Annotated in this window: 23 protein-coding genes and 3 other annotated features; of the genes, 20 read left to right on the forward strand and 3 right to left on the reverse strand. The window is 41.8% G+C overall.

What is annotated here, in order from left to right; all coding sequences use genetic code 11:
- The first annotated feature begins 2 nt into the window (after positions 1-2).
- From dnaI to MUN89_RS09890, 8 genes are all read left to right on the forward strand, one after another.
- Complete coding sequence (gene dnaI, locus MUN89_RS09855) at positions 3-935, forward strand: primosomal protein DnaI (protein ID WP_244713253.1); 933 nt, start codon at positions 3-5, stop codon at positions 933-935.
- 156 nt (positions 936-1,091) lie between these two features.
- Entirely contained in the window at positions 1,092-1,898 is an 807-nt protein-coding gene (ytxC, locus tag MUN89_RS09860) for a sporulation protein YtxC (RefSeq protein WP_244713254.1), read from the forward strand.
- Positions 1,899-1,948: 50 nt separating this feature from the next.
- Positions 1,949-2,173: a binding site (T-box leader), on the forward strand.
- A gap of 108 nt (positions 2,174-2,281) precedes the next feature.
- On the forward strand, positions 2,282-4,222 hold the full coding sequence (gene thrS / locus MUN89_RS09865) for a threonine--tRNA ligase (RefSeq protein ID WP_244713255.1): 1,941 nt from the start codon (positions 2,282-2,284) through the stop codon (positions 4,220-4,222).
- A gap of 113 nt (positions 4,223-4,335) precedes the next feature.
- Positions 4,336-4,460 (forward strand) — a sequence feature (ribosomal protein L20 leader region).
- A gap of 79 nt (positions 4,461-4,539) precedes the next feature.
- Entirely contained in the window at positions 4,540-5,043 is a 504-nt protein-coding gene (gene infC, locus MUN89_RS09870; protein WP_244713256.1) for a translation initiation factor IF-3, read from the forward strand.
- A gap of 29 nt (positions 5,044-5,072) precedes the next feature.
- A complete protein-coding gene (gene rpmI, locus MUN89_RS09875) occupies positions 5,073-5,270 on the forward strand; it encodes a 50S ribosomal protein L35 (RefSeq protein WP_244713257.1) in 198 nt (65 codons plus the stop codon).
- Between the two features lie 30 nt (positions 5,271-5,300).
- Positions 5,301-5,657, forward strand: a complete 357-nt coding sequence (rplT, locus tag MUN89_RS09880) for a 50S ribosomal protein L20 (protein ID WP_244713259.1) — start codon at positions 5,301-5,303, stop codon at positions 5,655-5,657.
- 61 nt (positions 5,658-5,718) lie between these two features.
- Positions 5,719-6,003: a DUF1294 domain-containing protein gene (locus MUN89_RS09885; protein WP_318036132.1), complete on the forward strand. Its 285-nt coding sequence runs from the start codon at positions 5,719-5,721 to the stop codon at positions 6,001-6,003.
- A 39-nt stretch (positions 6,004-6,042) separates the two neighbouring features.
- Positions 6,043-6,612 (forward strand): TVP38/TMEM64 family protein, encoded by a 570-nt coding sequence (locus MUN89_RS09890; RefSeq protein WP_244713260.1) that lies wholly within the window; start codon positions 6,043-6,045, stop codon positions 6,610-6,612.
- Between the two features lie 60 nt (positions 6,613-6,672).
- On the opposite strand, the gene MUN89_RS09895 is transcribed toward MUN89_RS09890, so the two are convergent.
- Positions 6,673-7,071: a sigma-w pathway protein ysdB gene (locus tag MUN89_RS09895; protein ID WP_244713261.1), complete on the reverse strand. Its 399-nt coding sequence runs from the start codon at positions 7,069-7,071 to the stop codon at positions 6,673-6,675.
- A gap of 114 nt (positions 7,072-7,185) precedes the next feature.
- On the opposite strand from MUN89_RS09895, the gene MUN89_RS09900 reads away from it, so the two are divergent.
- Together MUN89_RS09900 and MUN89_RS09905 are read left to right on the forward strand one after the other, a co-directional pair.
- On the forward strand, positions 7,186-7,668 hold the full coding sequence (locus tag MUN89_RS09900) for a dUTP diphosphatase (protein WP_244713262.1): 483 nt from the start codon (positions 7,186-7,188) through the stop codon (positions 7,666-7,668).
- An 84-nt stretch (positions 7,669-7,752) separates the two neighbouring features.
- Positions 7,753-8,838, forward strand: coding sequence for a M42 family metallopeptidase (locus MUN89_RS09905; RefSeq protein ID WP_244713263.1), 1,086 nt, complete (start codon positions 7,753-7,755; stop codon positions 8,836-8,838).
- Positions 8,839-8,959: 121 nt separating this feature from the next.
- Here the strand turns inward: MUN89_RS09905 and sspI are convergent, their stop codons facing one another.
- Positions 8,960-9,181 carry a small acid-soluble spore protein SspI gene (gene sspI / locus MUN89_RS09910; RefSeq protein ID WP_244713264.1) on the reverse strand — a complete coding sequence of 74 codons (222 nt, stop codon included), beginning with the start codon at positions 9,179-9,181 and terminating at the stop codon, positions 8,960-8,962.
- A 126-nt stretch (positions 9,182-9,307) separates the two neighbouring features.
- Between sspI and MUN89_RS09915 the strand changes: the two genes are divergently transcribed.
- The 3 genes from MUN89_RS09915 (at position 9,308) to pheT (ending at position 13,866) form a co-directional block, all read left to right on the forward strand.
- On the forward strand, positions 9,308-10,042 hold the full coding sequence (locus MUN89_RS09915; RefSeq protein ID WP_244713266.1) for a TrmH family RNA methyltransferase: 735 nt from the start codon (positions 9,308-9,310) through the stop codon (positions 10,040-10,042).
- Positions 10,043-10,091: 49 nt separating this feature from the next.
- Positions 10,092-10,312 (forward strand) — a binding site (T-box leader).
- 77 nt (positions 10,313-10,389) lie between these two features.
- Entirely contained in the window at positions 10,390-11,424 is a 1,035-nt protein-coding gene (pheS, locus tag MUN89_RS09920) for a phenylalanine--tRNA ligase subunit alpha (protein WP_244713267.1), read from the forward strand.
- A gap of 15 nt (positions 11,425-11,439) precedes the next feature.
- Entirely contained in the window at positions 11,440-13,866 is a 2,427-nt protein-coding gene (pheT, locus tag MUN89_RS09925) for a phenylalanine--tRNA ligase subunit beta (RefSeq protein ID WP_244713268.1), read from the forward strand.
- 221 nt (positions 13,867-14,087) lie between these two features.
- Here pheT and rnhC read toward each other — a convergent pair whose 3' ends face one another.
- Positions 14,088-15,017, reverse strand: a complete 930-nt coding sequence (gene rnhC, locus MUN89_RS09930; RefSeq protein ID WP_244713269.1) for a ribonuclease HIII — start codon at positions 15,015-15,017, stop codon at positions 14,088-14,090.
- A gap of 147 nt (positions 15,018-15,164) precedes the next feature.
- Here rnhC and zapA point away from each other — a divergent pair, with 147 nt between their 5' ends.
- The 7 genes from zapA to MUN89_RS09965 all read left to right on the forward strand — a co-directional run bounded on the left by zapA (position 15,165) and on the right by MUN89_RS09965 (position 23,532).
- Positions 15,165-15,449 carry a cell division protein ZapA gene (gene zapA, locus MUN89_RS09935; RefSeq protein ID WP_244713270.1) on the forward strand — a complete coding sequence of 95 codons (285 nt, stop codon included), beginning with the start codon at positions 15,165-15,167 and terminating at the stop codon, positions 15,447-15,449.
- Positions 15,450-15,451: 2 nt separating this feature from the next.
- Entirely contained in the window at positions 15,452-16,000 is a 549-nt protein-coding gene (locus MUN89_RS09940) for a CvpA family protein (RefSeq protein WP_244713271.1), read from the forward strand.
- Positions 16,001-16,108: 108 nt separating this feature from the next.
- The gene (gene polX, locus MUN89_RS09945; RefSeq protein WP_244713273.1) at positions 16,109-17,827 is read left to right on the forward strand and encodes a DNA polymerase/3'-5' exonuclease PolX; all 1,719 of its coding nucleotides are present in this window, start codon (positions 16,109-16,111) and stop codon (positions 17,825-17,827) included.
- A gap of 16 nt (positions 17,828-17,843) precedes the next feature.
- Positions 17,844-20,195, forward strand: coding sequence for an endonuclease MutS2 (locus MUN89_RS09950; protein WP_244713275.1), 2,352 nt, complete (start codon positions 17,844-17,846; stop codon positions 20,193-20,195).
- 18 nt (positions 20,196-20,213) lie between these two features.
- Positions 20,214-20,621: a DUF350 domain-containing protein gene (locus MUN89_RS09955; RefSeq protein ID WP_244713277.1), complete on the forward strand. Its 408-nt coding sequence runs from the start codon at positions 20,214-20,216 to the stop codon at positions 20,619-20,621.
- Between the two features lie 516 nt (positions 20,622-21,137).
- Positions 21,138-22,841, forward strand: a complete 1,704-nt coding sequence (locus MUN89_RS09960; RefSeq protein ID WP_244713279.1) for an AMP-binding protein — start codon at positions 21,138-21,140, stop codon at positions 22,839-22,841.
- Between the two features lie 109 nt (positions 22,842-22,950).
- Positions 22,951-23,532 carry a fatty acid metabolism transcriptional regulator FadR gene (locus tag MUN89_RS09965; RefSeq protein ID WP_244713281.1) on the forward strand — a complete coding sequence of 194 codons (582 nt, stop codon included), beginning with the start codon at positions 22,951-22,953 and terminating at the stop codon, positions 23,530-23,532.
- Positions 23,533-23,535: the final 3 nt, after the last annotated feature.

Raw genomic sequence — 23,535 nt, forward strand, 5'->3', positions numbered from 1 at the left:
GGATGGAACCTATTCAGCATTCTCTAAAAAAATGGATGCGCGGCCATAAGCAGTTTCAACAGCGATTGCAGAAAACGAAAGAAGATGTTCTGAAGTCGGAGGAGATTCTTAAGCTCCTTGAAAAACATCCTTCATTAACAGAGTCAGACCTTGAAAAGAATTTAATTAAATTATATGAATATCAATCTCAATCAAAACAATGCGAAAAATGTCCGACAAGGGAACAATGTATTAATATCCTTCCAGGCTATGCCCCTCGTGTTGAAGTCCATCAATCGGAGATAAAGCTTGCTTATGATAAATGTCCAAGACAGCGTAAACAAGAACAGGAAGAAAGTCAGAAATCACTCGTCAAAAGTCTGTATATGCCGAAAGAAATCCTGGAGGCGAATTTAGAAAGGCTTGATTACAATGATCCTGATAGAGGGAAAGCCATTGAAAAAACAGTGCACTACATTGAATCTCTTGACGACGTCCTGCCTGGGAAAGGGATGTACTTTCACGGCCCTTTCGGGGTGGGGAAAACTTATTTTTTAGGTGCTATTGCGAATGAGCTTAGTAAAAAGAATATTCCATCCATGATCATCTATATGCCGGAATTTGTAAGGGAGATAAAAGCTTCCATAAAAGATGATTCGATGAATGAAAAAATTGAAGCATTTAAGAACGCACCTGTCTTAATGCTGGATGACATTGGTGCCGAATCCCAGTCCGCCTGGTTCAGGGATGAAGTGCTTGGCTCCATTTTACAATTTAGAATGATGGAAAGACTCCCTGTGTTTTTCACTTCCAATTACAGTCTTGAAGAGCTGGAGCAAGTAATGATGACAAGTTCCCGGGGTGACGTGGAGCAGGTAAAAGCAAAAAGAATTACGGAAAGGATCCGCCAGCTGAGTGAAATCGTACCGGTGGAAGGCAAAAATAGAAGAGGATAAAAATTTGCCAAGCCTTCGCATGTTTCCTTTTTTTCTAACATAAGTATAAGGTGACTCAAATAGAATTACTGAGTAATATTCATTCCTTTCACATCAGTCATTTAATGATTCTTTTATACACTTGGTAGAGGAAATGCAGGGATAGGGGGAACTGTGTTGGTATGTATTTACTTTTCTAACCGTGATGATGCCGCTTTTTTTCAGCAGGCTGTGCGATTTTCAAAAGGGAAGTGGAATGTGAAACCTCAGGAATACCAAACTGAATTCCAATTGATTACCGGCACCTTAGGGCAAGCCTATGAGGATACAGTTACGGCACTTGTTGAATTATTTCGGGAAAGAAAACTGCTCGGCTGGCTTGAAGGTGTGCTGAGGTATTCCTATTATTATACGGATCCGCAGGAGATTCAAAGGATTTTAGAAGTAGCTCAGGAATATGATCCTTCTCCACCAGAAGGCCATTCCTGGCCGCCTCTATTTGAGGAAGTTTCCCAAAATATTGATCAAATGTTACAAGAAACGTATAGTGTAGAGTTTGATCATTTATGCGTTCACGTTTTAAAAGCTGTCCACCAGACGCTTATCGATTACACGGGGAAGCTCATTGATGAATATAAACTAGAAGAAGCTCATCAGCTTATGGTGGATTCCTGGCGGCAAAGAGTGAGCTTACGCGATACAGGTGTGCAGCTCCTCCATATAAAAGATGATTCTCCTTTTCGCTATTATCACGCTGAAGGAAATGAATTGAGAGAAGCAGAAACGCTGCTTTACATGAACCAGTATCCGGATTCTTCTATTCGCGATTTGCCATTGGATTGGGATTTAACTCCTGCTCTTGTTCACGCGCCTGATCAATTAATTATTTATTCAGATCGCCAGGGTGTGGGCAAACTTGAACTGCTCGTAAGGATTTTTGAAGAGAAAGCAACCTGGAAGCCTTTAAAGGACTTTCCTTTTTAAAGACTTGATTTGACCTCTGATAACCGCTATAATACCTACATATTATACTTACAAAGGCTTAGAAGAGGATAAGAGCACTAAGAGACGTATGGGCAGAGAAAGGAGTCATTGGCTGGAAGCTCCTTCGTAACACGACTTAGCTGTTTACCACCTCGGAGCTCTGCTTGTGAACAATACAGTAATAAGCAGCGTAAAATCCGCGTTAAGGATGAACGAAGCCGCATGAACTATGCGGGAAATTGGGTGGAACCGCGAGTGAAATGCTCGTCCCTTTGCTGATTGAAGCGGAGGGGCGGGCTTTTTTTGTGGGAGAATTGAAGAAGGGTCTTCACAATTTCATGCTGCTAAAGAAAAATCATGAATAACGAAAAGGAGGAAGAATGATGGCTGATCCTATTGAAATCAAGTTCCCGGATGGGAATACAAAGCAATTTGAAAAAGGTGTAACTGGCGAGGAGATTGCTCATGACATTTCACCTGGTTTAAAAAAGCAGGCACTGGCTATCAAGTTGAATGGGAATCCTTATGATTTAAGGCGTGCCATTAATCAAAATGCGTCAATAGAAATATTGACTTACAAAAATCCAGAGGGACTGGAGGTTTTACGGCATTCTACGGCTCATCTCATGGCTCAAGCTATTAAAAGATTATATGGGGACGTGAACTTTGGAGTTGGGCCAGTCATTGAAAATGGTTTTTACTATGATATAGACTTGGATCAGTCTTTAACTCCAGAAGACCTTCCTCAAATTGAAAAGGAAATGCAACGGATTGTTGACGAAAATTTAGAAGTTAAGCGCATCGAACTCACTCGTGAGGAAGCGAAGAAAAAGTTTAGCGATGATGAACTAAAGCTAGAGTTAATTGATGACATTCCTGAAGGTGAAACTTTAACGATTTATCAGCAAGGAGAATTTGCTGACTTGTGTCGCGGAGTCCATGTACCGCAGACTAGTAAAATTAAAGTGTTTAAATTACTCAGTATTTCAGGCGCTTATTGGCGTGGGGACAGCGATAATAAGATGCTGCAGCGTATTTACGGAACGGCCTTTGAAAAACAATCGCATTTGGAAGAGTATCTTCATATGCTTGAAGAAGCAAAAGAAAGGGACCACCGTAAACTAGGAAAAGAATTGGAAATTTTCACTGTTAATCAAAAAGTCGGCCAGGGGCTTCCTTTATGGCTTCCTAAAGGAGCAACCATCCGCCGCACGATTGAACGCTATATTGTAGATACTGAAGAACGTCTTGGCTATAACCACGTTTATACGCCGGTCCTTGGAAGTGTGGACTTGTATAAAACAAGTGGGCACTGGGATCATTACAAAGATGATATGTTTCCGACTATGGAAATGGATAATGAGGACCTGGTACTTCGCCCGATGAACTGTCCTCACCATATGATGGTCTATAAAAACCAGCTTCACAGCTATCGGAATCTTCCTGTTCGGATCGCAGAGCTCGGTACCATGCACCGCCATGAAATGTCGGGTGCACTAGCTGGGCTTCAACGCGTACGAGCGATGACTTTAAACGATGCTCATATCTTTGCCCGCCCTGACCAGTTGAAGGATGAGTTTCAAAGAGTGGTCCGGCTTGTTCAACGTGTCTATAGAGATTTTGGGATCAACGACTACTACTTCCGGCTGTCTTATAGAGATCCTGAAGATAAGGAAAAATATGTGGATAACGATGAGATGTGGACGAAAGCCCAAGCAATGCTCAAGGAAACGATGGAGGAAATGGAGCTTGAATACGTGGAAGCTGAAGGAGAAGCTGCTTTCTATGGTCCGAAATTAGATGTTCAAGTAAAAACTGCTCTAGGAAAAGATGAAACACTTTCTACGGTTCAGCTTGATTTTCACCTGCCCGAACGATTTGACCTGACTTATGTTGGGGAAGATGGACAGGACCACCGCCCGGTTGTCATTCATCGCGGAGTCGTTTCAACAATGGAAAGGTTTGTGGCATTTTTAATTGAAGAGTATAAAGGTGCATTCCCAACATGGCTTGCTCCTGTCCAGGCTAAGATTATTCCTGTTTCCGCAGAAGCCCATCTCAACTATGCAAAAACATTGGAAGATGAGCTTCGTGAGGCAGGAGTGCGTGTAGAAGTGGATGAGCGCAATGAGAAAATCGGCTATAAAATCAGGGAAGCCCAGACTCAAAAAATTCCTTATCAGCTCGTAGTTGGAGATAAAGAAATCGAAGACTACGCTGTTAATGTCCGTAAGTATGGAGAACAAAAATCTGAAACAAAATCCGTTGAAACATTTAAAGAAGAAATCCGCAACGAAATTGAACAGAAACTGTTAAATAAGTAGCGAGCAATGTGTAATAAGGCTGCTCTACCAGAAGAACCATTGAAAATACAAAACATTGTTGACAAGGCAGGGCAGCCATGATATTCTTATTTAGGTAACTAAATGAACGGATCTGAGACAAGAAGAAGCACCCGCTTCTCACCTGATCGGCGCCTAAGGGCAGTTGGCAGGTTATTTATTCCTTTGTATTCTATAGGAAACGTGTGGGTGCAGTGTGTACCTGCACTTTTTTTATGGTGTCAAATTGACTTGTCGATTACAGATCTAATAATAGTTAAATATTTCGATGGAGGTGGCTCGTTATTAGCAAGGATAGCATGAATGTTAATGAAAAAATCCGCGCACGTGAAGTACGGCTTATCGACGTAAATGGTGATCAGCTAGGGGTTAAATCACGGAGTGAAGCTCTGGATATAGCTGCTAATGCCAATCTTGATCTCGTAATGGTCGCACCGAATGCGAAGCCTCCGGTCTGCCGTATTATGGACTACGGAAAGTACCGCTATGAACAGCAGAAGAAAGAAAAGGAAGCTCGCAAAAAGCAGACTACGATCAAAATCAAGGAAGTCCGCTTGAGTCCTGGAATTGAAGAGCATGACTTTAATACAAAGCTTCGTAATGCTCGTAAATTCCTATCTAAGGGCGATAAAGTGAAAGCTTCTGTACGGTTCAGAGGCCGGGCAATTACGCACAAAGAGTTAGGGCAGGATGTCCTTGAGCGTATGGCCGAAGAGTGCAAAGATGTAGCGCAGATCGAGACCAAACCTAAAATGGAAGGTCGTAACATGTTCATGATGCTTGCTCCTCTAAACGAGAAGTAAGGGAATTAATTATAGGGAGGAATATTGTAATGCCTAAAATGAAAACCCATAAAGGGACTCAAAAACGTTTCAAAAAAACAGGTACTGGCAAGGTGAAGCGCTCCCACGCTTTTACAAGCCACTTATTTGCGAATAAATCTACGAAGCAGAAACGTAAATTGCGTAAAGATGCGCTGGTATCTGCAGGAGATTACCGTCGTATTAAGCACATGCTTCCGAAGGATTAATTACAGAACGAATAATTAGGAGGGATTCCAATGCCACGAGTTAAAGGTGGAACAGTGACACGTAAACGTCGTAACCGTGTCCTTAAACTAGCAAAAGGTTATTATGGTTCTAAACATGCGTTATTTAAAACTGCTAAACAGCAAGTAATGAAATCAGGTCAGTATGCTTACCGTGACCGCCGTCAGAAAAAACGTGATTTCCGTAAGCTTTGGATTGCACGTATCAACGCTGCAGCGCGTATGAATGATATTTCTTACAGCCGTCTTATGCACGGTTTGAAGCTTGCAGGAATTGAAGTGAACCGTAAAATGCTTGCTGATCTTGCTATTAATGATGAGCAAGGCTTTGCAAGTCTAGCTGAACAAGCAAAAACAGCATTAAAATAATCGTAGAAAAAACCATTTCCGAACGATAGGAAATGGTTTTTTTATAGGGGAGCGGATTGATGTGGATCACTGGGGGCTGATGGTGTTTGGCTACTATATTACCATTAACCTGTGGCTATTCTTAATAATAGGATTGGATAAAAAGCGTGCCAGAGCGCACAAATGGAGAATTAAAGAGAAGTCCTTGTGGGCAGCTGCACTGGCTGGTGGAGCTCTAGGAGGCAGTCTGGGCATGCAGGCTTTTCACCACAAGACGAAGCACATGGCTTTTCGGGTAGGTTTTCCACTGCTTATGCTTTTACAGTTGTTCCTGTTGGGTTATGCTATCGTTCAGTTCTATAAGTAAGGTCCCTGTCATATTCTGTAGACAGGGAGGGAAACGTATATGGGCGACACATCTACTGCCATTGTAACTTGGTTAACACATCAAGACGCCTGGGCTCCATTGATCTTCATTGCCATTCATCTTCTTCGGCCCTTTTTGTTCATTCCAGTTATGCTGGTTTGTATTACAGGAGGAGTGGTTTTCGGTCCAATTGCTGGCAGCGCCTATTCCATTATCGGTACGATGCTGTCGAGTTTAGTTTTTTATAAAATGATCAGACTGCTGCCATCAGGATTTACGAGATTGCAATCGATGCAAAAACGATTGTTAAAAAGACATTCCGCTTTAACTGTTAAACAAGTGGCGATCCTCCGATTAATACCTTTTATCCATTTTCATTTACTATCATTCTGTCTCATTCAGATTAGTACTGATTTTAAAGATTACACGAAGTCAAGTTTAATGGCCAACTTCCCGTTAGCCGTCATCTATACTTCGATGGGGCAGTGGCTGACACTTCTTTCGATTCCAATGATGCTTTTGTTTTCAGGAGGTTTAGCTTTGTTGTGCTTTTTTGCAAGGAGAAAGTATGAAGTTCTCGTTTGGAATGATTTCTTTCAAGCAAGCTGACAAAATAAGAGAGCCCTGAAGATAAGGGTCTTTAGGGTTTTTTATGATTTGATAGATGAATTAATCATCATTTTTTAAAGGATAAATAATTAAACGATTAATCGGGTACTTCCATTCGATGGAAGCATGTGGATAACGGATCAGAATTTCTTTTTCCAAGAAATAGATGTCCTCACGATCCAGTCCTTGTAATTGTTCGGGGTTACTCGCACTCACGCTGATATTTACTACTTCCAGGGAATGGTCAGTCGTCCCTAAATATTTTTCCCCTTCGAATACATACCCCTTATAAGTCATGAGAAGGTTCTGTTTTGTATTATCCAGGTTGTCATGAAAATAGAAATCTTTTTTATCTCTGGCGATTTCCAGCTTTCTCTTCGGGTTAACAATAAATTTATATACCGTATAGACGATGAAAGCAATGGCAATGAGTAACAGCAATCGAAAAAGAATAATCATAGACATCGTCTCCCTAATAATTCGGTTGATAGTTTTCCTACGTAAAGACCTGCCGTTTTGTTTCAAAAAATGCTACATTATTAGTGAGAAAATTTTTAGAGGAGTGACCTTTATATGAACTGGACTTCATTGTATGACATGCAGGAGCAGCTCGACAACTATATTACTGAGAACCATCAACTGGAAACCAGCTCTTTGAGCGAATATAAAATTCTTGCGCTCCTCGTAGAAATAGGAGAACTTGCCAATGAAACCCGCTGTTTTAAATTTTGGAGCACCAAATCTCCGAGTCCGAAATCGACGATTCTCGAAGAATATGTGGACGGGCTTCATTTTATTTTATCATTAGGATTAGATCTTAACTTTCGTTATAAAATGGCAGATCTAAGCAGAGAAATGCAGCCTACTGCCGCTTTTTTAAATGTCTATTCCAGCACGGATCATTTCAAGAGGAAGCTTGATGAAGAAAGTTACATTCAATTGTTTGCCGACTATTTGACGCTTGGCAGGACGCTCGGTTTTGATGAGAACGAAATCCAACAAGCTTATTGTGAGAAGAATGAAGTAAACTTTCAGCGTCAGGATCAAGGATACTAGCTTCTAATAGCCGTAATATTTTGTGAATTCCTCGAAAAAGAGATATAATATCTGATAGAGAACAAAGAGGAGGACTACATACATATGGCTAAAAAAGATGAAACGTTAGAAATGTTGAAAGAGCTTACAGATGCTAAAGGGATCCCTGGTAATGAAAAAGAAGCCCGGGATGTTATGGAACAGCATATTAAACCCTTTGCTGATGAAGTCTATACGGATAACCTTGGAAGCTTAATCGCAAGAAAAACCGGCAGCAAAAAAGGACCGAAGATCATGGTTGCAGGACACCTTGATGAAGTAGGGTTTATGGTGACCCGCATTGATGATCATGGTTATCTTTATTTTCAGCCTGTAGGAGGATGGTGGAGTCAGGTTATGCTGGCTCAACGAGTAACCATTATGACACGTACAGGCAACCTTACAGGTGTAATAGGATCTAAACCGCCGCACATTCTACCGGCAGATCAACGTAAAAAAGCCGTAGAAATTAAGGATATGTTTATCGATATCGGGGCATCCAGCCGTGATGAAGCGAAGGAGTTCGGTGTAAAACCCGGCGATTCGATTGTTCCGTATTTTGAGTTTACTCAAATGAAAAATGAAAAAATGCTGCTTGCAAAAGCTTGGGACAACCGGATTGGCTGCGCCATCGCTATAGAAGTATTGAAGCAGCTAAAAGGGGAGAAGCACCCGAATATTGTCTATGGTGTGGGTACTGTGCAGGAAGAAGTTGGGCTCCGAGGGGCCAGAACATCTGCCAATCTGATCAATCCTGATATTGCTTTTGGAGTAGATGTGGGCATAGCTGGAGATACACCTGGGGTATCGGATAAAGATGCGTGCAGTAAAATGGGAGAAGGTCCGCAGATAATATTGTATGATGCTTCCATGGTTTCTCATAAAGGCTTGCGTGATTTCGTAGTAGATACAGCGGAAGAGAAAGAGATTCCGTATCAATTTGATTCCCTGGCAGGCGGTGGTACAGATTCAGGTTCCATCCATTTAAGTCATGATGGTGTCCCTGCTTTATCCATTACGATTGCAACCCGGTATATTCATTCTCATGCAGCCATGCTTCACAGAGACGATTTTGAGAACGCTGTTAGACTGATCGTTGAAGTGATCAAACGCTTGGATACGGATAAAGTGAATGAAATCACTTTTAATTAATCATGATCCTCTTAAGAAAGAGCTGTCGAGAGAATTCTCGACAGCTTTTATTATCGAAAGAATTTTTAAGTGATCAGAAAAACTGTAGAGAAACAAATGGCTTCTCTACAGTTTTTCAGTGTTATTGAACTTGGTTATGCTGCAGGCTCTGTTCGAGTGTTTCCAGCATTTCCTGCTTTTCATCTTCACTTGCTTCTTTCCAGATCATTTCAAACAGTACGCCTAAACCTGGCAGCATTTTTTCCTCTCCGTTTTGTACGGCATCCACGATTGTAGCTTCCAGCTGCTCGGTGTTATGCCCGGAAACGTTAGAAAGAATAGCTTTTCTTAAATTAAGATCCATGTCACAAGGGCCTCCTTTGGTATCATTCAAAAACCACTGTGTTCCTCAAGATTTCTCATTTAGTTTGACCATTTTAGGTCAAGCTATGTATGATAAGTAAGAAACTTTAGTAAAAGAGGGTATTATATGCTGACATCTATCACTAACCCTAAAGTCAAAGAATGGAAAAAATTACATAAACGGAAATACCGCGACCAATTACAGAAATTTATAGTTGAAGGTATTCATTTAGTGGAGGAAGCCTTGAGTAGTGACTGGGATGTTGAAGAAGTGATTGTCCGGGAAGATTATGAAGAGAAGCTTCCTCAAAAAGTTGAGGTTACGGAGGTAAGCACTCAGGTGTTTGCTACTGTTGCCGGGACAGAGACTCCCCAAGGAATAGCTGCCGTTGTATATATAAAACAGCAGGATTTAACGTTTAAACCGCTGACGTTATTGGTCGATGCTGTTCAGGATCCTGGAAATTTAGGAACGTTAATCCGCACGGCAGATGCGGCTGGCTATTCTCAAGTTATCGCTGGCAAAGGAACGGTAGACGTTTTTAATGAAAAAGTGATCCGGTCCACTCAAGGGTCTCTTTTCCACATCCCTGTATTTCAACAGGACCTTGAAAGTTCCATAGAAGGGTTGAAACAATCCGGGGTTACGGTGTATGCTTCAACACTAGAGAACTCTGCTTCGTACAAAGACTTTAATGCCGATGGGAATGCTGCTTTAATCGTAGGCAACGAAGGAAACGGAATCGATCCCACTCTTACCGGTATGGCTGATCACCGGGTGCACATTCCTATTTATGGAAAAGCTGAATCGCTAAATGTTGCCATGGCCGGCGGCATTCTCATGTATTATTTTAGAGGGTAAGGTTGCACAATCCTTCTACTTTCTCTATAATAAATAAGCAGTTATATAGTGAAAAGCGACGAAAGAGTCAGTAAATCACTGTAAAATCGATTTCAGGGATGAAATGCCATGGACTGTAAGCATTTCGATCGAGACAGGGATTGAACTTTCACTCTGGAGCTGGTCATCAATGATGACCCGGGTTATTTATCCGTTATGAACTCAAGTGGACATAGGAATGCTGTGTCAACAAGGGTGGTACCGCGAAGCTTATCAAGTCTCGTCCCTTTCTGGGAGGAGGCTTTTTTTAGTTGAACCATTTATTTAAAGTTAACATGCAAAGTGCTATTTAAAGGAGGAAGAAGCTGATGAAAGAGCGTTTGCAGCAGTTAGAACAAGAAGCTGTTCAAAAAGTAGAAAAAGCGGAAGATATCCAGGGCTTAAAAGAAATTCGTGTGGAATACCTTGGAAAAAAAGGGCCGATCACAGAAGTATTGAGAGGGATGGGAAAGCTCACAAAAGAAGAGCGGCCTGTTATCGGGCAGTTGGCAAATGATATTAGGGAACGTATAGCAGCAGCCATCGATTCAAAGCAGTCGAGATTTGAAGAAGCTGCTTTAGAAAAACAGCTCGAAGAAGAAAGTATTGATGTAACTCTGCCGGGAAGACCGGTCCAAGTAGGCGGCCCTCACATATTAACAAGTATCGTTGAGGAAATAGAAGACCTGTTTATCGGAATGGGGTTTGAAATTAAAGAAGGCCCTGAAGTAGAGACGGATTATTATAATTTTGAAGCCTTAAATCTTCCTAAGGGTCATCCCGCTCGGGACATGCAGGATTCTTTTTACATTACGGAAGAGTTGCTGCTCAGGACTCATACTTCTCCTGTACAGGCAAGAACGATGGGGGAGAAAAATGGCAAAGAACCTGTGAAAATGATCTGTCCTGGAAAAGTCTATCGCCGGGATACAGATGATGCTACTCATTCTCACCAATTCACACAATTGGAAGGTCTTTTAGTCGATGAAGATGTGCGGATGAGTGACTTGAAAGGCGTACTGAATGCTTTCGCTAAACAGATGTTTGGAGCAGAGAGGGATATTAGACTTCGTCCGAGTTTCTTCCCTTTTACAGAACCTTCTGTCGAGATGGATATCTCTTGTAAAGTCTGTGAAGGAGCAGGTTGTTCTGTATGCAAAGGTACAGGCTGGATTGAAATACTAGGTGCCGGCATGGTTCATCCAAATGTTCTCGAAATGGCCGGGTATGATCCAACGGTGTATTCAGGGTTTGCCTTTGGAATGGGACCGGAACGAATAGCGATGCTGAAGTATGGAATTGACGATATTCGTAATTTCTACACAAACGATATCCGATTCCTGGAACAATATCATAAGGCATAAAGGAGGAAAACAAGCATGCTCGTATCATTAAATTGGCTGAAAGAATATATTGACATTAGTGATTATACACCAGAAGAACTCGCTGAAATTATTACGAAAACAGGGATAGAGGTTGAAAGCGTTGAACCAATTGCAGAGGAAGCTTCAGGCGTGGTGGTCGGACATGTTCGATCATGCGAACAACATCCGAACGCGGATAAGCTTTCCCTTTGCCAAGTCGATACAGGCAGCGAAACGTTACAAATTGTCTGCGGCGCTCCAAACATCGCGAAAGGGCAGAAGGTAGCTGTAGCTGTCCCTGGTGCCGTTTTACCAGGCGACTTCAAGATCAAGAAGACGAAACTTCGCGGCGAGGAATCAAACGGCATGATCTGTTCATTACAAGAACTTGGGGTAGACGAGAAAGAAGTTCCGAAAGAATTTGCAGATGGCATTTTTGTTTTCCCGGATGATGCTGTTCCAGGTGAAAACGCACGGGCACTTTTAAATTTAGATGATACCATTATTGAACTGGGTTTAACACCTAACCGTTCAGACGCTTTAAGTATGGCTGGGGTAGCCTATGAGGTTGCTGCAGCAATCGATGGAAATTACCAATTAAGAGAAGAACAAGTGGAAACAACGCAGGAAAAAGCAGAAGACTATGTCAAGGTTAGAGTTGAAGACCAGCAGGCAAACCCATATTATGGAGCTTTTATCATTAAGGATGTAAAGGTTGGTCCATCGCCACTGTGGATGACAAATCGGTTGAGAGCGGCTGGAATTCGACCGATTAATAATGTGGTCGATATCACGAACTATGTTCTCCTGGAGTACGGCCAGCCGCTGCATGCTTTTGACTATGACCGATTTGGTTCGAGAGAAGTCGTGACCCGTCGTGCACGCAAAGGTGAAGTAATGAAGACATTGGATGATCAGGAAAGAGTGTTATCAGAAAGCCATTTGGTCATCACAAATGGAGAAGACCCACAGGCGCTTGCCGGCGTTATGGGAGGCTCTGAATCTGAAGTACAAGATGATACGACAACTATTTTGCTCGAGTCTGCCTATTTTGATCCGCGAATCGTACGTCAATCGTCTAAAGACCATGGTCTTCGGAGCGAATCCAGTACCAGATTCGAAAAAGGGGTGGATCCAAACCGAGTGGAACGGGCGGGCTGGCGTGCCTGTGAGCTGCTCCAGAAATATGCAAATGCAACTATTCTTACAGGGGTCGCGAAATTTGATGAGCTTGAACGGTCTGAAAAAATGGTAACGATCCAAAGCGATCGTATCAACCAACGGTTAGGAACGAGTATTTCTAACGAAGAGATCGGTAAGATACTAGAAAGACTGCAATTCCAATATAGTCAAAATGAAAACTTATTTACCGTATCCATTCCGACTCGCCGCGGCGATATTGAACTATTTGAGGATATGCTGGAAGAAATAGCGAGAATCTATGGCTATGACAAATTGCCATATACACTTCCAAATGGAGCATCTCAAGCAGGCGGGCTTTCTTTAGTCCAACAGTTAAAAAGAAAAGTAAAAGCCTACTTTGAAGGAGCAGGACTGGATGAAACCATTACTTATTCGTTAACGAATAATCAGAAAGCTGGAATGCTTGTCAGCCCAGAAGTGAGCAGTCGAGCTGAAAAAGCGGTTCAACTGGCGATGCCGATGAGTGAGGACCACAGCCATCTTAGGCTCAGCCTTCTTCCAGAACTCTTGGTGTCCCTCTCGTATAACGTGGCAAGAAAACAGCAGAACATCGGCTATTATGAGTTAGGAAAAGTATTCATTAGTGAAGAAGAAACGATCACCAAACAGCCTGCTGAAGTATTGAGAGCTTCAGGAGCTATTACAGGGGACTGGCTTTCCCATTTATGGCAGCAAGAGAAAAAAGAAGTAGACTTTTATGTGGTTAAAGGGATTATTGAAGGACTAAGCAAACTGTTGGAAGTCGAATTGACCTTTGAAAAGGACAAGGTTGCCGACATGCACCCTGGAAGAACGGCTATCGTTAAAATAGGAAACGAAACGGCAGGGTTTGTCGGTCAGGTTCATCCAACCTTGCAAAAGGATCTCGGTCTTAAGGATACGTATGTATTTGATTTGAACATGGACGAAATTCTTAAGCATTACACGAAAGAAGAAACATTCCAGACCATTCCGAGGTACCCTTCTGTCAGCAGGGATATTGCTTTAGTAGTTGCTGAAGATATTCCAGCAGGAGCCATTGCTGAGACGATTTCCGAAGCGGGTGCTCCTCTAGTCAAAGACGTGCAGGTGTTTGACGTCTATCAAGGTGAAAATCTGCCCCAAGGCAAGAAATCTCTGGCATTCAATTTGTTATACTTGGATCCAAATCGAACTTTAAAGGATAAAGAAGTAGAGGAAGCACACGAACAGATTTTAGCTGCTGTAAAAAAAGACCACCAGGCAGAGCTAAGAGGATAAATCGAATTTTTCAGGTAGGCATGTGAGCAAGCTGTCGCGGAATAATCGCGGCAGCTTTTTTTCGTGCGAGTTCACTATGCTCTTTTTAAAAAAAGCGGCGGGGCATAATTAAAAACCTCCCCTCTAAAGGCGAACAATGAAGGGGAGGGAAATTCCTAAGTCAACGATAGGCTTTTGTCACAGCGCCGAATTGAAAAAAGTGATTGCTGATCTGCTTGCTTCTAAAGAAACTTCTTTGCTTTTTGTGTATTTGCAAAATGAACTTTGGCGATTTCCAGTAATTTTTCTTCTCCGTAATGCTTAATAACTTCAGACGCTGCCTGATCTACTTTGGCAGAAGCACCTTTTGGGATGTCTAACCCTAAGTCCATCTCCAATTGGGCAATCGCTTTAACAAAAGAAGAGCGGGCAATAATGGAGGCTGCGGCAACAGCTGTGGAAAAGCTTTCAGCTTTAGTCATAAAATAAACATTTTCTTGAAGCTTGAGACCTTCACTTTTCAAATGCTTTTGATAAATAGCCGGATCTGCAAATTGGTCCACGAGCATTCCAGCAGGAATTTCGGGAGCAATTTTTTCAAGCAGCTTGTTTATTGCTTGATAGTGAAGGAGTGTCTTCATTTTTCCCTGACTGAATCCTTTTGTCTGCCATTGATTATATTTGTTATTAGAAAGTCGTAACAGACTGTAAGGAATGTCAAGCTCTACAAGCTGCTTGGCCAGTTCCTTAATTTGAGGATCTTTCAAATGTTTGGAGTCTCTTACCCCGATGGCTTTCAGTTGGGAAAGTTGATGCTCCTTCACATATACAGCTGCAACAGTAATAGGCCCAAAATAATCACCCGTCCCGGCCTCGTCGGAACCTATATGGGAACTGAGAAAGAGAGATTCCGGAGGAGCAAAGGCGTGATTTAGCGAAGATGATTTTTTTGCTGCGGAGGACTTTTGTTCTTCATCTCCCCATTTTTCCGCTTCTTTTTCCGGTGATTTCCCTTGGAATAATACTTTCCCGGAGTTATACCCAGTGATGCTGCAATAGGGAGTTTTTGCGGCAAATGCTGCATATTGAGGTGGATTTGTTAACTGGTGTTTATAATGATTTTTCATCTGGCTGATGATCGACTTCGGAAGCTTAAGTACGACTTGAGACATATAGTAAATCCTTTCTTGTCCAAAATGATAGTCATAGTATAGCAAAATCTTTATTCTAATAGAACATTATTTTAAATACAGCCATTTTAGTTTCCCAATTGATATTCTTCGTGTTACTATTAACTTTAGGATTGAGAACAGGGGGGTATGGATGTGTCGCAGTCAGACCAGGAGAAAAAAAGAATCACAGTGGAGATCAATAAACGTTCGTACACTATTGTAGGTTATGAACAACCCCACCATATCCGCATGGTCTCCAGTTTAGTCGATCAAAAAATGCGCGAAATCCATGAATCCAACAGGAGTCTGGATACGGCGAAACTTGCTGTGCTTACCGCGGTTAATACGATGAGTGAGTACGTAAAGCTGAAAGAAGAATGTACCGAACTTATGAATTACATCGATAAGATGGAGAAAGAGGACGACAAATAACCATGATTGATTTACTTCTATTACTCATACTATTCATCGGGGTAATAACTGGACTACGAAGAGGTTTTATCCTTCAATTATTTCATCTAATAAGCTTTGTAGCAGCTTTTATTGTGGCTGCGTTATACTATGATGAGCTTGCTCCCAAGCTAACTCTATGGGTTCCTTATCCAGAGCTGCCTGAAACTGCAGATTGGGCGATTTTCTTCGACAGTTTACCCCTCGAACAAGCATTCTACAATGCCATCGCATTTGCCATTATCTTTTTTGCAGTCAAAATTATTCTTCATATCATTGCTTCCATGCTGGATTTTGTGGCAGATCTCCCAGTTTTAAGCACATTGAATAATTTATTGGGCGGTATATTAGGATTTATAGAGAACTATGTTTTATTATTTGTACTCTTATATATAGCGGCACTTGTTCCAGTGGCCAGCGTCCAAAATGCCATTGATCATTCTGTGTTAGCCCAATTTATTATTGAACATACCCCTGTGTTTTCGGAGCAGATAAAAACACTGTGGATTGAACATGTGGCTGGCTTGTTTTAGAAAGCGAGTACTTATAACTTTGAAGCCGCTATGATTTAGATCATGGCGGCTTTTATTTTTCCAGGGAATGCTTCTGAAAAATAACTTTTGATAGAGGAGTAGATAAGGATGACAATCAATAAAAAGCATGTCATTAAATTATTGGAAGAGATTGCTGTCTATTTAGAATTAAAAGGGGAAAATCCTTATCGTATTACTGCCTACAGGAGAGCAGCTCAAGCTCTAGAACAGGATGACCACTCACTTGATGAAATTGACGACTTCACGAAAATAAAAGGGATCGGTGAACGAACGGCTGCCATTATTGATGACTATTTAGAGAACAGCGAGTCCGAGACGCTTCAGCAGCTGCAGCAGGAAGTCCCGCAAGGATTGGTTCCGCTGCTTGACCTGCCTGGACTTGGAGGTAAAAAGTTATCAAAATTGTATCAGGAGCTGAAGGTGACGGATGCTGCCACTTTAAAAGAGGCACTCGAAAGTGGAGAAGTAGAAAAGCTGGAAGGGTTCGGGAAGAAATCGGCTGAAAAAATGCTGAAGGCTTTAGAAGATGCAGATTCACGTCCGGAAAGGCTTCCTTTAGCCATGATGCTTCCCCTGGCTGAGAAAATCGAGAAATACTTACAAAGCTGCCAAACGTTTGACAGATACTCTATTGCCGGAAGCATGAGAAGGATGAAAGAAACCGTTAAAGATTTGGATTTTATTATCGCCTCAAGTGATCCTGCTAAAACTAGAGATGAATTGCTGGAGTATTCGGAAATAAAGGATATCGTGGCTTCTGGAGAAACCAAAGTTTCGATCGTTGTAGATGCCGGCTACGAAGTTGGAGTCGATTTTCGTATCGTAGCTCCGCATGAATTTGCTTCTACTCTCCAACACTTTACAGGTTCTAAAGACCACAATGTAACATTGAGACAAATGGCTAAGGAAAAAAATGAAAAAATCAGTGAATATGGAATTGAGAATAACGAAACCGGGGAAGTACAAACATTTGAGAGTGAGAAAGAAATATACGAACACTTCGGCTTGCATTACATTCCACCTGAAGTAAGAGAGAATTACGGTGAATTAGATAAATTCAAAGAGCCCGTTCGTTTACTGGAAACCTCTGATATTAGAGGAGATCTGCATATGCACTCTACTTGGAGTGACGGTGCGCAGTCGATCAAGCAAATGGCAGAGCAAAGTAAAGATAAGGGTTATCAATATATTGCGATTACCGACCATTCTAAGTACCTTAGAGTAGCAAACGGACTTAATGAAAACAGGCTGCGAAAACAGCGGGAAGAAATTGATAAAGTCAATTCTTCGATGAAAGACTTTCATATTTTTGCAGGCATTGAAATGGACATTCTTCCTGATGCAAGCCTTGATTTTGAGGAAGAATTCTTAAAAGAAATGGATTTTGTCATTGCATCGATTCATTCAAGTTTCTCTCAATCGCAAGATAAAATAATGAAACGATTAGAAACAGCCCTTGAATGTCCATACGTTCACATGATTGCTCATCCTACCGGCAGGCTGATCGGAAGAAGAAAGGGCTATGATGTAGATGTGAATAAACTCATAACTAAAGCAAAGGAAACAGGTACGATATTAGAGTTGAATGCTAACCCCAACCGTCTGGATCTGAATTATGAATGGTTGATGAAAGCACAAGAAGAAGGGGTGGATATAGCGATCAATACGGACGCTCACAGCTATCCTATGCTTGATCACATGACCATTGGAGCAGCTACTGCCCGCAGAGGATGGCTGAGAAAAGAAACTGTGATCAATACGTGGACGACAAAACAGCTTATGAAAAAGTTTGGAATTGCTAAATAAAGGAGCCGGACTGGACATGAACCAACGAATTCTGCAAGTGTTGGAATATAAAAAAATTATCGATCAGCTCACAGAGCTCGCTTCGTCTTCTCTCGGACAAGAGAAAACCTCTGCTTTGAAACCATCGCATGATTTTGAAACGGTGTCCCGAATGCAGAGTGAAACAGATGAAGCAGCTCAAGTGCTTCGTTTAAAAGGAAATGTGCCGCTCGGAGGAATATTTAACATAAAACCGAGTATTCAACGGACTATCATTGGAGGAGTACTTAGTGCCAACGAATGCCTGGACGTAGCCAGCACAATTTATGGCGGCAGGCAGATCAAGCGGTTTATTGAAAATATGGAAGATCCTGAAATGCCGATCTTACGTGAACTGGCTGACGAAATTCTGCCTCTTTCTGAATTAGAACGGCAAATTCGGAGTTGTATAGATGAACATGGAGTAGTGATGGACGGGGCTTCCGATAAGTTAAGGACGATTCGTTCTAGAATACGGACCTTTGAAAGCAGAGTTCGGGATAAAATGGACACTTTTACAAAATCCAAAGCGAAAATGCTCTCTGATGCCATAGTAACTATTAGAAATGAGCGCTATGTTTTACCGGTTAAACAGGAATACCGAAGAGATATCGCTGGGATTGTCCATGACCAATCCTCTTCTGGAGCCACTTTATTTATTGAGCCGCAATCGGTAGTGGATATTAACAATCAGCTTCAGGAAGCACGGGTACAGGAGAAACAGGAAGTAGAAAGAATCCTCAAAGAGCTTTCAGAAATGATTGCAGCTGACGAGAGTTCCCTGTATCAAAACGTGGAGGCCCTAGGTAAAATAGATTTCATGTTTGCCAGAGCAAAACTAGCTAAAGAAATGAAAGCTTCGATGCCGAAAATGAATGTCGAAGGAAGAATCAAGATGAGGCAAGCCCGTCATCCGCTTATTTCACCGGAAGAGGTTGTTCCTAATGATATTGAGATTGGAGAAGATTATCACTCTATTGTCATCACAGGACCGAATACAGGTGGAAAAACAGTCACTCTAAAGCTTGTCGGGCTTTGCACGCTGATGGCTCAATCCGGACTTCAAGTTCCTGCAATGGATGGCTGTGAACTTGCTGTCTTTGAAGAAGTCTATGCGGACATTGGGGATGAGCAGTCTATTGAGCAGAGCTTGTCTACTTTTTCTTCCCATATGACGAATATTGTAGATATTCTAAAGCGTGTTAATCATCGTTCCTTAGTATTATTTGATGAATTAGGGGCAGGGACGGATCCTCAAGAAGGAGCCGCACTTGCCATGTCCATTTTAGATGAAGTCGTTAATCGGGATGCACGCGTTATTGCAACTACCCACTATCCAGAACTGAAAGCATATGGTTATAATCGAGATGGAGTGATCAATGCCTCTGTAGAATTTGATATCCAAACGTTGAAACCTACTTACCGTTTACTGATTGGTGTACCTGGCCGAAGCAATGCATTTGAGATTTCCCGCAGGCTGGGTCTCGATTCAAGGGTCATTGATATGGCGAAGCAGCACATTGGTGTAGAGTCTCAAAGTGTGGAAAATATGATTGCTTCCTTAGAGGAATCAAAACGCGGTGCTGAAGAGGATTATCAACAAGCTGAAGAAATTCTCCAGCAAGCTCAAGTTCTCTACGAAGATTTACAAAATCAATGGAATCAATTTGAGGAAAAGAGAGAAAAACTTTATCAAAAAGCTGAAGAGAAAGCAGAAAGAGCGATTGATAAAGCAAAAAGTGAAGCCGAAGATATTGTTAGAGAGATTCGAAGCATGAAAGACCAGGCCCACATGAAGGAACATGAATGGATAGAAGCGAGAAAAATGCTCGATGAGGCGAAGCCCGACTTGGCGGCCCACAAGTCGGACAAGCAGAAAGCCAAGCCTGCTTCTAAGGAAACAAGGGAACTAAAAGTAGGCGATGAAGTAAAGTTATTGCAATTAAATCAACAAGGCACCATTGTGGACCAAGTTGGAAGCAACGAATACCAGGTGCAAGTTGGAGTAATGAAGGTAAAAGCCAAGAGGAAAGATTTGCAGTTCATGCAGACAGAACAGTCTTATAAGACGAAGCCCATGGCTCAAGTAAAAGGGAAAGGCCATCACGTGAAAACTGAATTGGATCTTCGTGGGGAGCGTTATGAAGATGCTCTGAACCGGCTGGGAAAATACGTAGATGACGCATTATTAGCTGGTTATCCCCGTGTCTCGATTATCCATGGGAAAGGGACCGGCGCCCTCCGGACTGCGGTGCAGAATTTTGCAAAAGGCCATCGTTCCATTTCCAGCTACCGTGCAGGCGGAATGAACGAGGGGGGAAGCGGGGTAACGGTTTTAGAGTTCAGTTAAGAAAAAGGAGCGTATGTAATGGACGGTTTTTGGGAATATCCGTTAGTGGAAACTGCTGCTAGATATAGTGTGGTCATACTATGCCTGATTGTGTTCATGACCGTGTTCGAAATCGTAACCTCTTATAACAATTGGAAAGAAATTAAAGCAGGCAATATGGCTGTTGCGATGGCAACAGGTGGGAAAATATTCGGCATTGCCAATATATTTCGGTTTTCCATTCAGCATAATGACTCTCTTCTTCAGACGATGGGGTGGGGTCTTTTCGGCTTTATCTTACTGCTTTTCGGTTATTTTATTTATGAATTTTTAACCCCATCGTTCCGAATTGATGAAGAAATCACAAAAGATAACCGTGCCGTAGGGTTTATATCACTCGTCATTTCGGTTGGTTTATCTTATGTAGTCGGAGCGAACATCATTTAAGGGGTGCAGGAATGGAAACTTTAGCTAAAGTATTGATTGTAGTTGCTGCAGTTTTTTTCATTGTAGGTATTATCTTTTTTATTCGTTAATTCAGTCATTGAGGGGTTAAGGATCAAGTGTTTCAGCCTTTCAAAAAGCCGGATGATGGGGAAATTTTTATGACAAGATTTCTCCACCATTCGGCTTTTTTGATTAATGATTCACAATTTCGTCTAATTTAAGGAGCTTTCTTCTGAAGTTGAAAGGATGATAAAATGCTTCATTTTGCCCGGATCTGTTTTCTCAGGCTTCTTTAAAGGCAGAATGGATTTCTGAACCGGTTCTTCAGAGCAAGCTTACTTTGAAATTTTCTTGTCCTCAAATTGTTCTTTTTAAGAACAGATGCTGTAAATAATAACCCGGTTTTTCTTAATTATTACTAAATCTCAGAAAAATTTCCAAAATTTTAAATTATATTTCAAATCATGCAATAAACCGTTATAATAGTAATAAAAGATCATCAAGGAGGCGTTATGTATGACCATTTCAGAACGACCATGGCATAAACTTTATCCTCCAGAAATTTTCACATCGACGGAATACGACAAAAGACCATTGCACGAATTTCTAGAAGAGAGTGCTGTTCTTTACGGCGAAAAGAAAGCGCTTTATTTTATGGGGAAAGAGCTGTCATTTAAAGAAGTGTTAAATCAAACGAGGAAACTGTCAGCTTATTTACAGGACCTTGGTCTTGAGAAAGGAGACCGGGTTTCAATCATGCTTCCTAATTCCCCTCAATCCGTTATTGCTTATTACAGTGTCCTCATGGCTGGAGGCGTGGTTGTACAGACGAATCCTTTGTATATGCAAAGAGAGCTTGAATATCAGATTTCTGATTCAGAAGCAAAGATGATTATCTGCCTGGACGATTTTTTCCCGAGAGCAGCGGCTGTAAAGGGAAAAACAGAGCTGGAACATATCATCGTTACTGAAGTAAAGGATTATCTCCCATTCCCTAAAAATATCATTTATCCTTTCCTTAAGAAAAAACAATCCAGGCTGCTAGTTAAAGCTGAACAGGGAGCAGACACTCATTTATGGAACCATATTATGGATGTAAGCGATGGGGAAGTACACCCAGTGGAAGTTGATGCGGAGAATGACTTGGCATTATTACAATATACAGGGGGCACAACCGGTTTTCCTAAAGGGGTCATGCTTACCCATTATAATCTGGTAGTCAATACTCAAATGTCCGTGAACTGGTTATATAAGTGCGAAAAAGGGAGGGAAACGGTTCTGGCCATCCTGCCGTTTTTCCACGTTTACGGGATGACTTCGGTTATGAATCTGTCCATCATGATGGGGACGAAAATGATTCTGATGCCCAAGTTTGAACCTGAAGATGTCTTGCGTGTTATTGAAAAACAGCGCCCTACCTTGTTTCCAGGAGCACCTACCATCTATATCGCCTTGCTCAACCATCCTCATTTAAAAAAATATGACCTCTCTTCCATTGAAGCATGCCTGAGCGGTTCTGCACCCCTTCCTGTGGAAGTACAGCAGCGTTTTGAAGAGGTGACCGGCGGGAGACTAGTCGAAGGATACGGATTGACCGAAACCTCTCCTGTTACCCATTCGAATTTTATTTGGGGCAACCGTGTCAGTGGAAGCATCGGAGTTCCGTGGCCTGATACCGATGCAAAAATTATGAAAATCGATGAAAATGAAGAGGCGGAGATCGGGGAGATTGGAGAAATAGCTGTGAAAGGTCCTCAAGTGATGAAAGGCTATTGGAAGAAACCAGAGGAAACAACCCAGGTGCTTAGTGAAGATGGATGGTTTAGAACGGGCGACATGGGTTACATGAATGAAGAAGGATACTTTTTCATCGTTGACAGGAAGAAGGATATGATCATTGCCGGCGGATTTAACATTTATCCCAGAGAAGTAGAAGAAGTACTATACGAACATGAAGCGATCCAGGAAGCTGTCGTCGTAGGCGTTCCTGATCCCTACAGGGGCGAGACGGTCAAAGCGTTTATCGTTAAAAAACAAGGCAGCGAAATTTCTGATGAAGAACTCGATGCTTTTTGTCGGAAAAATATGGCTGCTTATAAGGTTCCCCGTATCTATGAATTCCGAAAAGCTCTGCCTAAAACAGCAGTTGGGAAAATATTGCGCCGGACGCTCATTGAAGAAGAAAAGCGTAAACAGGAAGGATCCAAGGCGGTTCAATAGAGACCGCTTGTCTTTTGAAAGAATGTTGACAATCTAAATTCCGGTATGTAGAATAATAGATGAATGACTATTCATTCATTTTCGACATTCATTAAGGCAGGGGATACCTTTGAAAAAAAACAAACCAAAATACAAACAAATTATAGATGCCGCTGTTGAGGTGATTGCTGAAAATGGATATCACTCCTCACAAGTTTCCAAAATCGCTAAAAAAGCGGGAGTGGCTGATGGAACGATTTATCTTTATTTTAAAAACAAGGAGGATATCCTTGTTTCTTTGTTCCAGAATAAAATGGGACAATTCATAGAAAAAATAGAGCAGGAAACAACTTCACGGCAAAATGCTGAAGAAAAGCTGCTCACCTTAATTGAAACGCACTTCGAGCAGCTTTCGCTTGACCATCATCTCGCGATAGTGACCCAGCTTGAATTACGGCAGTCCAACAAAGAGCTTCGTTTGAAGATTAATGACGTCTTAAAAAGATATTTAGCAGTTATTGATCAAATCGTAGCCGAAGGTGTAGAAGAAAATCTTTTCCGCAAACAATTGGACGCGAGGCTGGTACGCCAGATGATATTTGGCACGTTGGATGAGACAGTTACCAATTGGGTTATGAAAGATCAGCGTTACAATCTGACGTCCCAGGCGAAAGAGGTTCACAGCATGATTGTACATGGATTATCAACTTGACAG

It is taken from the genome of Halobacillus salinarum, from assembly GCF_022919095.1.
Classification (GTDB): Bacteria; Bacillota; Bacilli; order Bacillales; family Halobacillaceae; genus Halobacillus_B; species Halobacillus_B salinarum.